General features: G+C 45.8%; 14 protein-coding genes. 7 read left to right on the top strand and 7 right to left on the bottom strand.

Features of this window, described 5'->3' with window-relative positions; translation table 11 throughout:
- Positions 1-47: 47 nt before the first annotated feature.
- The 7 genes from punR to AYJ58_RS13480 all read left to right on the top strand — a co-directional run bounded on the left by punR (position 48) and on the right by AYJ58_RS13480 (position 4,718).
- A complete protein-coding gene (punR, locus tag AYJ58_RS13450) occupies positions 48-950 on the top strand; it encodes a DNA-binding transcriptional activator PunR (RefSeq protein ID WP_106650506.1) in 903 nt (300 codons plus the stop codon).
- Positions 951-1,092: 142 nt separating this feature from the next.
- Positions 1,093-2,214, top strand: coding sequence for an ISAs1-like element ISSod22 family transposase (locus AYJ58_RS13455; protein WP_106651753.1), 1,122 nt, complete (start codon positions 1,093-1,095; stop codon positions 2,212-2,214).
- Positions 2,215-2,615: 401 nt separating this feature from the next.
- Positions 2,616-3,275: a Bax inhibitor-1/YccA family protein gene (locus AYJ58_RS13460; RefSeq protein WP_106650507.1), complete on the top strand. Its 660-nt coding sequence runs from the start codon at positions 2,616-2,618 to the stop codon at positions 3,273-3,275.
- 69 nt (positions 3,276-3,344) lie between these two features.
- On the top strand, positions 3,345-3,734 hold the full coding sequence (tusD, locus tag AYJ58_RS13465) for a sulfurtransferase complex subunit TusD (RefSeq protein WP_106650508.1): 390 nt from the start codon (positions 3,345-3,347) through the stop codon (positions 3,732-3,734).
- 14 nt (positions 3,735-3,748) lie between these two features.
- The gene (gene tusC / locus AYJ58_RS13470) at positions 3,749-4,105 is read left to right on the top strand and encodes a sulfurtransferase complex subunit TusC (protein WP_106650509.1); all 357 of its coding nucleotides are present in this window, start codon (positions 3,749-3,751) and stop codon (positions 4,103-4,105) included.
- Positions 4,105-4,386 (top strand): sulfurtransferase complex subunit TusB, encoded by a 282-nt coding sequence (gene tusB / locus AYJ58_RS13475; protein ID WP_106650510.1) that lies wholly within the window; start codon positions 4,105-4,107, stop codon positions 4,384-4,386. The genes tusC and tusB overlap by 1 nt, the downstream gene beginning before the upstream one ends.
- Complete coding sequence (locus AYJ58_RS13480; RefSeq protein ID WP_006081642.1) at positions 4,380-4,718, top strand: TusE/DsrC/DsvC family sulfur relay protein; 339 nt, start codon at positions 4,380-4,382, stop codon at positions 4,716-4,718. The genes tusB and AYJ58_RS13480 overlap by 7 nt, the downstream gene beginning before the upstream one ends.
- Positions 4,719-4,862: 144 nt before the next feature.
- Here AYJ58_RS13480 and AYJ58_RS22135 read toward each other — a convergent pair whose 3' ends face one another.
- The 7 genes from AYJ58_RS22135 to lrp all read right to left on the bottom strand — a co-directional run bounded on the left by AYJ58_RS22135 (position 4,863) and on the right by lrp (position 12,304).
- The gene (locus tag AYJ58_RS22135) at positions 4,863-4,985 is read right to left on the bottom strand and encodes a hypothetical protein (RefSeq protein ID WP_006081643.1); all 123 of its coding nucleotides are present in this window, start codon (positions 4,983-4,985) and stop codon (positions 4,863-4,865) included.
- Between the two features lie 19 nt (positions 4,986-5,004).
- The gene (gene serS / locus AYJ58_RS13490; protein ID WP_106650511.1) at positions 5,005-6,291 is read right to left on the bottom strand and encodes a serine--tRNA ligase; all 1,287 of its coding nucleotides are present in this window, start codon (positions 6,289-6,291) and stop codon (positions 5,005-5,007) included.
- Between the two features lie 18 nt (positions 6,292-6,309).
- The gene (crcB, locus tag AYJ58_RS13495; protein WP_106650512.1) at positions 6,310-6,684 is read right to left on the bottom strand and encodes a fluoride efflux transporter CrcB; all 375 of its coding nucleotides are present in this window, start codon (positions 6,682-6,684) and stop codon (positions 6,310-6,312) included.
- Positions 6,677-8,008, bottom strand: coding sequence for a replication-associated recombination protein A (locus AYJ58_RS13500; RefSeq protein WP_106650513.1), 1,332 nt, complete (start codon positions 8,006-8,008; stop codon positions 6,677-6,679). Before AYJ58_RS13500 ends, crcB begins: the two co-directional genes overlap by 8 nt.
- 8 nt (positions 8,009-8,016) lie before the next feature.
- Positions 8,017-8,643 (bottom strand): outer membrane lipoprotein chaperone LolA, encoded by a 627-nt coding sequence (gene lolA / locus AYJ58_RS13505; RefSeq protein ID WP_011846837.1) that lies wholly within the window; start codon positions 8,641-8,643, stop codon positions 8,017-8,019.
- A 56-nt stretch (positions 8,644-8,699) separates the two neighbouring features.
- Positions 8,700-11,453, bottom strand: a complete 2,754-nt coding sequence (locus AYJ58_RS13510) for a DNA translocase FtsK (protein ID WP_106650514.1) — start codon at positions 11,451-11,453, stop codon at positions 8,700-8,702.
- A 344-nt stretch (positions 11,454-11,797) separates the two neighbouring features.
- Positions 11,798-12,304 (bottom strand): leucine-responsive transcriptional regulator Lrp, encoded by a 507-nt coding sequence (gene lrp, locus AYJ58_RS13515; RefSeq protein ID WP_006081649.1) that lies wholly within the window; start codon positions 12,302-12,304, stop codon positions 11,798-11,800.
- Positions 12,305-12,392 lie beyond the last annotated feature (88 nt).

Here is a 12,392-nt window from a genome sequence, read left to right on the forward strand (position 1 = left end):
TTTTTGACTTGTGCTATCAATTATTTTCATTGGAATGGACGTCAGCTATGCTCTCAGAACAAGCGCTAGAACTCATTGATATTGTGGCTCGTGTAGGAAGTTTCACCGCAGCGGCGAATCGGCTGCATAAAGTGCCCTCTGCCGTGAGCTACGCGGTCAAGCAAATAGAAGAAGAACTCGGCGTCATTCTTTTCGAACGTCATCATCGCAGCGTAACCTTAACGCCTGCGGGTAAGCATTTTGTAAAGCAAGCCAGAACCTTGCTTACGCAGATGGATGAGATGAAACGTGGCACGCAGCGCGTAGCAAACGGTTGGCAACCGACCTTGTCCATCGCATTGGATAATATCGTCCGCGCCGATAGGATCAGCGTATTGATTGCTGACTTTTACCGTCATTTCCATGATATTGAATTAATTATTCGCATTGAGGTCTTTAACGGGGTTTGGGAAGCGCTCGCCACGGGTCGCAGTGATATCGCCATTGGTGCCACAACCGCAATTCCAGTCGGTGGCGTGTACCAATATAAAGACATGGGCGATATTGAGTGGGCATTTTTAGTCAGTAAAAATCATCCATTAGCCAATATTGACCGTCCGCTAAGCGACGATGAGCTGCGCCCTTTCCCCTCGATTTGCCTAGAAGACACCTCAAGGGAAATTCCAAAACGTATGACCTGGTTGCTCGAAAATCAACGTCGCCTCGTTGTACCCGATTGGATCCGCGCCATTAACTGTTTCCGCGAAGGTTTAGGCGTTGGTTATATGCCAGTGCACTTAGCAAGTGTGTTTATTAAAGCGGGTGCGCTGGTTGAGAAACAGCTAGAAAATCCTAAGCAGACCAGCCCTTGTTGTCTCGCGTGGAATGCCGACAAGATGTCGCCTGCGCTCGCTTGGGTGCTGGAATATCTGGGCGATACTGAAAAATTGCATAAAGAGTGGCTGGCTTAAGCTTGGTTTAAACTCAATATGCTGATCTAGTCCTTATACCAGGGTGAGATCGTGAATGTATTTTAACCGTTTTGAACCCAATTTGACGAACGGTATCGATTATGATCTTATGCTCTCTTTTTCTTATAGAGAACATCAGAGCATGTACCTTGAAGCCTTCACGTCTCATTTCAACTCGATTGCTGACAGCCGACAATCTGCCAAAGTGACTTACCCATTGCATGATGTATTGTTCGTTACTCTGTGTGGTGTGATTGCTGGTGCCGAAGGCTGGTCAGAAATCCATGACTATGCTGCCGGACATCATAACTGGTTTAAAGAAAAGGGAATTCTGACCGAAGGTGTCCCAGTCGATGATACCATTGCACGTATTATCTCTCGTATCGAGCCGGAACAGTTCCGACTGTGCTTCGCCAATTGGATGCGAGCCGTCCATGAGATGAGTGATGGTCATCTTATTGCTATCGATGGTAAAACGCTTCGTGCCTCATACAATCGTGAAGATCGGCGCTCAACCATTCATATGGTCAATGCGTTTGCCTGTGCCAATAAAGTGGTGCTGGGGCAAGTAAAAACGGCAAATAAATCCAATGAGATAACCGCAATCCCAGCGCTGCTGCAGTTGTTAGATATAGAAGGAGCACTTGTATCAATCGACGCCATGGGTTGCCAGACAGAGATTGCAAGACAGATAGTCGAGCAAGGAGGTGACTACTTACTTGCTGTAAAGGCAAATCAAAGTTCCTTGCATGAGGCCGTGGTCAGTGCTTTCAGTGAAGCGCGCAGTAATCCTCTTGATGGACTCGTTATTGAAAAAAATAGAGGCCGTATCGAGGCAAGAGCCTATTATGTAATACCTGCAAACCAGCTCCAAGATTATTTTCCTAAGTGGATGAAATTGAACACATTAGGTATGTGTTTGAGTTATCGGTATACGAAAGGGAAAGAGGCAGAACTGACCTACCGTTACTATATCAGTTCAGCCACACTCGATGAGCAGCAGTTAGCCAATTCAGTTCGTGGCCATTGGGGGATTGAGAACAGCTTACACTGGGTGCTAGATGTCTCAATGAAAGAAGATAGTTGCCAGATTTACCAACATCATGGGGCAGAAAATTGGGCCATGCTTAGGCAAATATCACTGAATATGCTTAGGGCTGAACCTTCTAAAGGAAGCATTCCAGCGAAACAGAAAAGAGCTTGGATGAAACCTGAATATTTAGAATCGGTTCTATTAGCAGGGTTGCAGCTGGACGAATTTTAAACACTCATGCGGTTGCCCTGGTCCTTATACTTGGCATTGAAATTAGCATTGGACTTGTCTTTGAAATCGGCATTGAACTTGAAATTTGCTGTAAGTGCACCTAAGTTCAGCAGGCCTATTTATCAAGCCAATTAAGTTTTAACCAAGCATTCATGTGCTGAGTGGATAAAGATACGGATGTAGCCATCTCAATCCTAAACGCTTAGCACTTAAGAGTGATATGTAAGATGAGACAAAATTTTTAAGATTAACAATTTGTTATTCATGGTTCTATGACTTTCACCCGTATCTTAGGTACGGTATCATGAATGCAGTTAAGTTCGTTTTAGGATTTTACTGGAACTTAGTGTGCTGTAAAAAATCAAAATGATCAGTTCGGAAATGTGTCAACGGAGATCAATATGACCCAAGAAACCTTATATTCGACAAGTGCGTCAACACTGGAAGTGAACAAACTTCTTAAAAACACTTATATGCTGTTGTCTATGACATTGGCCTTCTCTGCCCTGTGCGCTGGCTTGGCAATGGCATTAAATATCAGTCCATTAGTCTCCATTGGCTTATCCATTGGTGGCCTAGTGCTGTTGTTTGTAACCTTACGTAAAGCCGAATCTGCAGCGGGTATCTTCTGGGTATTTGCCTTTACTGGTATGGAAGGCGCGTCACTGGGCTACATGTTAAATCACTATGCAGGCATGGCAAACGGTCCACAGCTGATCATGCAAGCACTGGGGTTAACGTCAGTGATTTTCGTTGCCTTATCAGCCTATGCGGTGACCACTAAGAAAGATTTCTCTTTCCTACGTGGGTTCTTGTTCGCTGGCTTGATTGTGGTGATTGCCGCTGCCGTAATTAACATCTTTATGGGTAACAGCATTGCCTTTATGGCGATTAACGCCGGTATTGCATTATTGATGACAGGTTTTATCCTGTTTGATACTAGCCGTATTGTGAACGGTGGCGAGACGAACTACATTCGCGCAACTATCTCATTATACTTAGATTTCTTAAACCTCTTCATCTCGCTATTGCACCTTATGGGCATAGGCAACGATGACTAATCCTAGTTAGCGATTTTTAGCTTAACTTGCGTTAGAATGGCCCTACTTTTAGGGCCATTTTTATTTTAAATGAGCAAATTTATTATCCAAGTGAACGGGCCCGCTTATGGCACGTCGGCGAGTGTTAACGCCTTACGCTTTTCCCAAGCTGCACTTTTGGCTGGGCATCAGATTATCTGTGTGTTTTTTTATCAAGACGGCGTGTATAACTCCACAGATTTAAGCTTACCCGCCTCCGATGAAAATGATGTGATCAGTGACTGGAAACAGCTCGCGCAATCCTATCAGATCCCGTTAGTTAATTGCGTTTCAGCAGCGCTGCGCCGTGGGATTGTGAGCAAGCAAGATGCCAGCGAGAATGGACTGAGCCACTGGAATGTGGGCGAGTCATTTATCATGGGCGGTTTAGGCGAGCTTGTCACCGGCATTGAATCGGCCGATCGTTTGATCAGTTTTTAACTCTCAGGGTGACTATGAAAAAATTGTGTATCCTATTTCGCTGTTCGCCACACGGTACTGTTCGTGGCCGCGAAGGTTTAGATCTCGCCCTGCTGAGCGCCAGCTTTGAGCAAGAAGTGAGTTTAGTGTTTGTCGATGAAGGTGTGCTGCATTTGATTAAAGATCAACAACCTGATCTAATTGGCGCTAAAGATTACATCTCCACCTTTAAAGCACTGTCGCTGTACGATATCGACTCGGTATTTGTCTGTAAGCAATCCTTAGCCGACTACGGCTTAAGCCATGGCTTACTGTCAGTTCCTGTTACTGTGGTCAACGATGAAGCCATCGCTGCCCATTTAAAACAGGTTGATGAGGTCTTAGTATTCTGATGATTTTACATCATATTCAAACATCTCCCAGCCGAGATAGTGCATTGAAACTCTGCTTACGTTACGCCTGTAAGGAAGATGCGATTCTACTATCGAGCGATGGCGTGAACGCGTTACTGCTGCGTCAATGGGCAATGGCATTATCGCCCTTCAAGTTGATGGTCTTAAAAGACGATGTCATCGCTCGCGGTCTATCCGAGCGTTTAAAGAACGTGACGCTTATCGATTACAATGAGTTTGTGGCTCAATCATTACTCCATGACAAGGTGATAACGTGGTAAATCCGTTGCAATTTAATGGCGCAGAAATCGCCCGTGACCATCAAGGTTATTTAAAAGATCTCAACGATTGGCAACCGGATATGGCTTTACTATTGGCGGCAGAAGAGCAAATCGTGCTTACGCCCGCCCATTGGGAAGTGATTAACTTTGTTCGCGATTTTTATCTTGAATACAAAACGAGCCCTGCTATTCGCGTATTAGTTAAAGCGATTGGCCAAGCTTTAGGGCCAGACAAAGGCAATTCAAAATACTTGTATACCTTGTTCCCGATTGGCCCAGCAAAACAAGCCACCAAAATTGCGGGCTTGCCAAAGCCAGCTAAATGCATTTAATCGTATAAGTTAAGTCATCATACTTAGCTCAATATCGAACGTAAGCGTCAAATGTGAGCATTAAACATAAACATGGCACAAACAAAAAAGGCATGTTCCCTTAGGAAACATGCCTTTCTTTTTACTTGAACAAAGTTAATAAGGTTATTTGACGTTTTCTAACACAACCCAGACGGCTTTGCCTATGGTCGCCAACATCACCGCAAAAAATACTGCAATGACAGCGGTATAGGAAAGCCAACGGAGATAGCGCTGGCCTTTATCCATAGTATTATTTTGCGTTCCATTAGCCTATTTGAGTCAAGCCGCCCATGTATGGACGCAGCACTTCTGGGATTGTGATGCTACCATCGGCATTTTGATAATTTTCTAAAATAGCCACTAAGGTACGACCCACAGCTAAACCTGAACCGTTTAAGGTATGCAGTAACGCTGGCTTATTGTCTGCTTTTACGCGGTAACGCGCTTGCATACGACGGGCTTGGAAATCCTTCATGTTTGAACAAGAAGAAATCTCACGATAGGTATTTTGCGCCGGTAACCAGACTTCGATGTCGTAGGTTTTGCTTGAGCCAAAGCCCATATCGCCAGTACATAAAATCACAGTACGGTATGGCAGACCTAAACGTTGCAATACAGTTTCAGCGTGACCAGTTAGCGCTTCGAGCGCCGCCATTGAATCTTCCGGCTTAACGATTTGCACCATTTCAACTTTATCGAACTGATGCTGACGGATCAGACCACGGGTATCTTTGCCGTATGAGCCCGCTTCGCTGCGGAAACATGCGGTATGCGCAGTTAATTTAATCGGCAGCTCGTCTTCATCAACAATGCTATCGCGCACTAAGTTGGTCAATGGCACTTCTGCGGTTGGGATAAGGCTTAAGCCTTGGCCTTCTTCGGTGGCCGGTTTAGTGTGGAACAAGTCTTCACCAAACTTAGGCAATTGACCTGTGCCCAGTAAACTTGCCTCGTTAACCAATAACGGCACATAGGCTTCGGTATAACCGTGTTCTGTGGTGTGCAAGTCCAACATGAACTGACCAATGGCGCGGTTTAAACGGGCAATTTGGCCTTTCATCACGATGAAACGTGAGCCTGTGATTTTTACTGCATTTTTAAAATCTAAACCGTTTAAGCCTTCGCCTAAATCGATATGATCTTTAATCGGGAAATCAAACGTTCGTGGAGTGCCCCAGCGGCGAACTTCAACGTTTTCCGTTTCATCGGCACCGATTGGCGCAGATTCATCTGGCAGGTTGGGCATCGACATGGCAATCGCATTCACTTCTTCGAGCACGGCCGCCAGTTCAATCTTTTTGGCATCCAGTTGTGAACCTAAATCGCCCACTTGCGCCATGATAGCGTCAACATCTTCACCACGGGCTTTAGCTTGGCCAATGGATTTGGAGATGGCATTACGCGACGCTTGTAATTCTTCGGTAGCCACTTGCAGTGACTTACGCTTTTCTTCTAATTGAGCGAGGTGAGCTATGTCTAAAATAAAGCCACGGGTGGCCAGTCGCTCAGCGGTAACTTCTAATTCGTTGCGCAAAAATTTAGGATCTAACATGTGATATATTCTTAATAGTTAAATGCGAGAAAAAACCAGTTGCTGACCTAAGTACACCATGAATAAACATAGACTTAGATTCAACACCACATTCAAAGTCGCCTTCAGCCAATCCCCCTCTTGCAGCAGCAACAAGGTTTCATTAGAGAAAGTCGAAAACGTTGTCAAAGCACCCAATAGGCCAACAGCAATTAGCGCTTTGAGTTCAGGGCTGATATGACTCATTTGCCCTAGAGCGTAAATTACGCCCATAAAAAATGAACCTATAACATTAACCAACAGTGTACCAAAAGGAAAACTGCTGCCAAATACTTGGATCATGAATATTGAAATAAGATAGCGAAAAACAGCCCCAATTGAACCACCTAACGCCACAAGTAAGAGATTATTCATATCTTTTATGCTCGCTGGCTTGATCTAACTGGGCTAATTGCGCCAACTTATCTTTGATTCGCTTCTCGAACCCTCGCTCAGTCGGAAAATAAAACTGCGCTGTTTGCAGGGATTCGGGGAAATAATTTTCACCACTTGCATAGGCATTGGCTTCATCGTGGGCATATCGATACCCTGCTCCCATGCCAATGTCTTTCATTAATTGAGTCGGTGCATTGCGTAAATGGTGCGGCACTTCGACTTGCCCTGTATCGCGAGCTAACTCACGCGCGGCCTTAAATGCGGTATAGACAGCGTTGCTCTTTGGCGCGCTTGCAAGATAAACAATGGCTTGCGCTATTGCTCGCTCGCCTTCGGCTGGGCCAACACGGTGAAAACAATCCCAAGCATTAAGCGCTATGGTCATCGCCGCAGGATCGGCATTGCCGACATCTTCAGAGGCAATCGCCAGTAAGCGCCTTGCGACATACAGCGGATCGCCGCCGCCTTCTAATATTCGACAAAACCAATACAGCGCCGCATCGGGGGCTGAGCCGCGGATCGATTTGTGGACGGCTGAGATTAAATCGTAAAACTGATCGCCGTTCTTATCGAATCCGGCAACTTGGTGTCCCGCCACTTGGATCAACATCTCAGTGGTAAAAGTACCACCATCGGCGAGCATATCGCTCATCAACTCGATAAGATTCAACGCTTTTCGGGCATCACCATCACAAAGTTGCGCCAGTGTGGTGAGCACATCGGTTGGCATCACAAATTGCCGTTGGCCTAAGCCGCGCTCGGTATCGCTTAAGGCTTGAGTCACTATGTGGGCTATCTCATCATGACTTAAGCGCTTGATAAGATAAACCCGTGCCCGCGAGAGCAGCGCATTGTTAATTTCAAACGACGGGTTTTCAGTGGTCGCCCCGATAAAAATCACAGTGCCATCTTCAATAAATGGCAGAAAGGCATCCTGCTGGCTTTTATTGAATCGGTGGACTTCATCGACAAACAATAACGTGCGTTGACCACGGGATTCAGCCATGGCTTTCGCTTGCTCAATCGCCGCGCGAATGTCTTTGACGCCAGAGGTGACAGCAGAGATGCGTTCAACGTGCGCATTTGAATAATGTGCGATTAATTCGGCTAAGGTCGTTTTACCTGTGCCCGGCGGCCCCCACAACATCATGGAATGGGCGCGTCCCGCTTCCAATGCTTTGCGTAGCGGCTGGCCTTCACCCAGTAAATGGGCTTGACCTATGTACTCAGCGATCGTTCTTGGCCGCATGCGTGCGGCCAAGGGACGAAAGTCGGGGGCGAAATTAAAGGATAAACTGCTCACGCTATCGCCTAGTGCGCTGTTTTACGACGTTGATCATCAACATCGACATTGTCAGGCAGCACAAAGCTGAACAGCGCTTTGTCTTTATCAGTAATCGCTTGCTGATTGCTCAAATCAAATTGGCTCAAGTTACCTTTGTCATCGGCAACATTAAAGTTGGCTAACTGGGCATTTTTGAAACACACCTTGACGGACAATATGCCCGAATCAATCGCCTTAGGTTTGATCTCATAGCAGTCTTGTTGCTTAGTGACTGAATACTGTGACCAAGTGGCATCGTCGCGGTGGACTAACAAGGCGATAGGCGAAGCATTGATTGCCTCGGCAAAATCCATGATGACCACTTCTTCGGCGAAGGGATTGTAGATCCATAAATCTTTACCATCAGCGACAATTTGCGATTCATCTGGCTGAGTTAAATGCCAATAAAACTGATTTGGATAGGCCAATGCAAAGATACCAGAACCCGTCTGAATGACCTTTTTATTCACGTCAGTCACGGTTTGTTTGAAATCGGCTTTTAGTGAAGCAGTACCAATCAACTTGTCTCTGAGCTGCTGTGCATCATCGGCAAACACAGCCGCACTAAATAGCAAAGGTGAAGCTAACAACACAGCGCATAATCGTTTTTTCATTTTATTCCTTACCCTGTAAAAACCTTGGGTGTATCAAAGCCACGCCTCAGCGCGGCTTAATAATGTTTTGGTGCCGGAGGCGCTAAGACCTCACGGTTACCGTTGTGGCCTTGAGCCGAAACGATACCTTGGGCTTCCATCTGTTCGATAATGCGCGCGGCACGGTTATAACCAATCTTAAATTTACGCTGTACGCTTGAAATCGAGCCGCGACGGGTTTCAGTCACAAAGGCGACGGCTTCATCGTAGAGTGGATCGTATTCTTCATCGGTCTCTGCGGTTTCACCCGGTAGTAAGACTTGCTCACCATCGCTGGCACCATTGAGAATTTCATCGATATATTGCGGTTTACCACGGGCGCACCAATCGGCAACGACGCGGTGAACTTCATGATCGTCAACAAAGGCGCCATGGACACGGTTCGGAACCGCAGTACCCGGTGGTAGAAATAACATATCCCCCATACCGAGTAAGGTTTCTGCACCCTGTTGATCTAAAATGGTGCGCGAATCGATACGCGATGACACTTGGAACGCCATACGTGTCGGAATGTTGGCTTTAATCAAGCCAGTAATCACATCCACTGACGGTCTTTGGGTTGCTAGGATCAAATGTATGCCTGCGGCACGGGCCTTTTGCGCGATACGGGCAATCAACTCTTCCACTTTTTTACCGACAATCATCATCATGTCGGCAAATTCATCGACCACGACAACAATCGATGGCAGCTTATCTAACGCAGGCGCTTCAGGCTCCATACTGTCGGATGACTTCCACATAGGATCTAAAATCACTTCGCCATTGGCTTTCGCCTCAGCAATTTTGGCGTTATAACCCTTGATGTTACGCACGCCCATCATAGACATTAGCTTGTAGCGACGTTCCATCTCGCCCACACACCAACGCAGTGCATTGGCGGCCTCTTTCATATCGGTAACCACTTCACAGAGCAAATGCGGAATGCCTTCATAGACAGACAATTCCAACATTTTGGGATCGATCATGATAAAGCGCACATCTTCTGGGCCAGACTTATACAGTAAGCTGGTGATCATCACGTTTACGCCCACAGACTTACCAGAACCAGTGGTACCCGCAACTAACAAATGCGGCATTTTTCCAAGGTCAACCACGACTGGGTCGCCGGCAATATCTTGGCCTAACACCATAGTTAAGTTGGATTTACTGTCGGTAAAGGCGGCGCAATCTAACACATCGCGCATAAACACGGTTTCACGGAATTTATTCGGCAATTCGAGTCCGACATAAGCCTTGCCTGGGATAACTTCAACCACGCGCACACTTTCAGCCAGCAGTGAACGGGCTAAATCCTTCGACAGATTAGAAATTTTTGACGCTTTAACGCCAGGCGCTAATTCTAATTCGAAGCGAGTGATCACAGGACCTGGATACACCCCCACCACATTGGCGATGATGTTGAAATCGGCTAACTTCACTTCAACTAGACGAGCGACTTGATCTAACTCTTCTGGGCTGATCGGGTTTTTCTTACGATCTGGCACATCAAGCAAATTGATGCTTGGTAAGGGGTCCATGGGCTTTTTCGGTGCGGGTTTATCATCTTGCCCGGGTAGCACCACTATGCCATCCACAATTTTCGCTTTTTGATCTTGCTGCTTACGCTGGGCTTGATTCACAGCGCCCGTTGAGGCTTTTGTATCAAAATCAATGACGTCTTCATCGGTAAAGCCTAAGCTTTCATCATCATCTTCCGCAAAGTTTTGGCTGTTAAAAACTGGCTCATTGTCGTCGTGATCGAATGCCTGCGAATTGAAATCGGCGCTTTCTTGTCCATCATGTCTTGCATCTTGGGCTTCGGTTAACCAAGGCGGCGCTTCAAAATTGCCATGGGCGGCCAAATCATCATGATCGATTTGAGGTTCAACCCTTTGTGCATTTTTACTTTTACTGCCATTCAAACTCAAAATTTTTGCGAGTGCCGATAGCTTGTTTTTTTGCGGCGCAGCTTCTTCAGTATTAATGCTTTCGGTAATAAACCCTTCATCTGCGGCAGTAGACAAGGTTGGGGTTATTTCGGCTCTGCGACCAATATGACGCTCACGCACCTTTGGCGTTTCAACGACTGGCGGCTTTTCAAGCACATATTGTGATTCGCGGCGCTGCTTAAACTTATCGACTACAGACATAAAACCACGGGTATCTTCGGTTTCACGCTCACGCTTCATCGCTTGCGGTAATAATTTAAGTTTCTTATAAATCCAAATAGAGACTAAGCCGATTTTCTCGACCACGGTCAGCCAACTGATCCCAGTTAATAAAGTAAAGCCAGAACCTAAGAAGCACAGCAACAATAAGGTGGTGCCGAGTTTATTAAAATACGGCAGCATGGCTTGGCCTATGACATCACCCGCCACTCCGCCTGCCGAAAACTCGTAGATGTTGTTAGCGTTCATACTCGCCAACGCAGAAAACCCAAGGATGATCAGCAAAAATCCAATCAATCTCAGGGCCACTGAAAAGTAATCAACTTCGAGCAAATGATGGGCGCGTTTGAACAGCAGCCAGCCGGTCGAGGCGACAATGATTGGCATAATGTAAGCCGTGACGCCGAAGAAATATAACAGAATATCGGCTATCCAAGCCCCTACAGCTCCGGTCCAGTTTTTTATGTCGCCTTGAAAATGCGACTGACTCCAACCGGGATCAGACGGACTAAAACTCGTCAATGCGAGTAAAATATAAGTGGCGAGGACACAACAAATGATGAGTCCGCCTTCCAGCAGACGTTGCAGGCCAGTGAGCGTGCGTACACTATTTCCTTGAGACAAACGACGTAATCCATAAAAAGTGAAAACAGGTGGGCTAACGATACCAGAATCCCACTAAATGTGGAGCACATTAGCCTGTTTTTCTGTGCAGAAATGGCCATGATTGGCAAAAATTAACCTATTGGGATGTTTAAGTGTGCTTTTGGAGAGGAATGAGTTATTACACAATCACTTCCGTTAACAACTCTGCTTAAAAATGCCACAAAAATATGCCCCTAAGTTGGCGAACTTAAGGGCAATGACAAGGTTAATCGCTATAGGTGTTAAACGGGATAGTTGTGCTGACTTGACCAATAAATAAGGGGCCTAAGCCCCTTATTGTAAAACCAAACAATCAGGGTAATTTAAATATCTGAGAGTAGATGATTTATCGCTACGCGACTGGTGTGTTTAACCTCTTCCATCACGACATAAGTACGCGTGTCGGAAACAGAAGGTAATTTCAACAAGGTTTCACCTAACAAGCGACGATAAGCTGACATATCTGAAACACGGGTTTTCAGTAAGTAGTCAAAATCGCCTGAAACCAGATGACATTCTTGAATGTCGTCGAGTAACTGCACTGCACGGTTAAACTTATCAAACACTTCGGGAGTATCACGGCTTAAGGTGATTTCCACGAATACCAGTAGGGATGCACCCAGGAAATGAGGATTGACCAATGCGGTATAGCCATTGATATAACCTTGCTTTTCGAGTCGTTTCACTCTTTCTAAACACGGAGTTGGACTAAGTCCGACTCTTTTTGATAATTCCACATTAGAAATGCGGCCATCAAGTTGTAATTCATTAAGAATGTTGCGATCGATGCGATCCAAGTCTTTTACAGGACTCTTTTTATTATATGCCATTTATTTAACCTTGCTTTATCACTAAAACAACATTTTATTCTACGTATGCCGAAAGTTCAGCAGCATAAACTGCGTCGCCGATACTATA

The organism is Shewanella sp. Pdp11 (assembly GCF_002838165.1).
GTDB lineage: Bacteria > Pseudomonadota > Gammaproteobacteria > Enterobacterales > Shewanellaceae > Shewanella > Shewanella hafniensis.

Excerpts from the sequence above, each read along its gene's own strand:
- punR (WP_106650506.1), top strand. The coding sequence starts at position 48 with ATGCTCTCAGAACAAGCGCTAGAACTCATTGATATTGTGGCTCGTGTA.
- AYJ58_RS13455 (WP_106651753.1), top strand. The coding sequence starts at position 1,093 with ATGTACCTTGAAGCCTTCACGTCTCATTTCAACTCGATTGCTGACAGC.
- AYJ58_RS13460 (WP_106650507.1), top strand. The coding sequence starts at position 2,616 with ATGACCCAAGAAACCTTATATTCGACAAGTGCGTCAACACTGGAAGTG.
- tusD (WP_106650508.1), top strand. The coding sequence starts at position 3,345 with ATGAGCAAATTTATTATCCAAGTGAACGGGCCCGCTTATGGCACGTCG.
- tusC (WP_106650509.1), top strand. The coding sequence starts at position 3,749 with ATGAAAAAATTGTGTATCCTATTTCGCTGTTCGCCACACGGTACTGTT.
- tusB (WP_106650510.1), top strand. The coding sequence starts at position 4,105 with ATGATTTTACATCATATTCAAACATCTCCCAGCCGAGATAGTGCATTG.
- AYJ58_RS22135 (WP_006081643.1), bottom strand. The coding sequence starts at position 4,985 with ATGGATAAAGGCCAGCGCTATCTCCGTTGGCTTTCCTATACCGCTGTC.
- serS (WP_106650511.1), bottom strand. The coding sequence starts at position 6,291 with ATGTTAGATCCTAAATTTTTGCGCAACGAATTAGAAGTTACCGCTGAG.
- crcB (WP_106650512.1), bottom strand. The coding sequence starts at position 6,684 with ATGAATAATCTCTTACTTGTGGCGTTAGGTGGTTCAATTGGGGCTGTT.
- lolA (WP_011846837.1), bottom strand. The coding sequence starts at position 8,643 with ATGAAAAAACGATTATGCGCTGTGTTGTTAGCTTCACCTTTGCTATTT.
- lrp (WP_006081649.1), bottom strand. The coding sequence starts at position 12,304 with ATGGCATATAATAAAAAGAGTCCTGTAAAAGACTTGGATCGCATCGAT.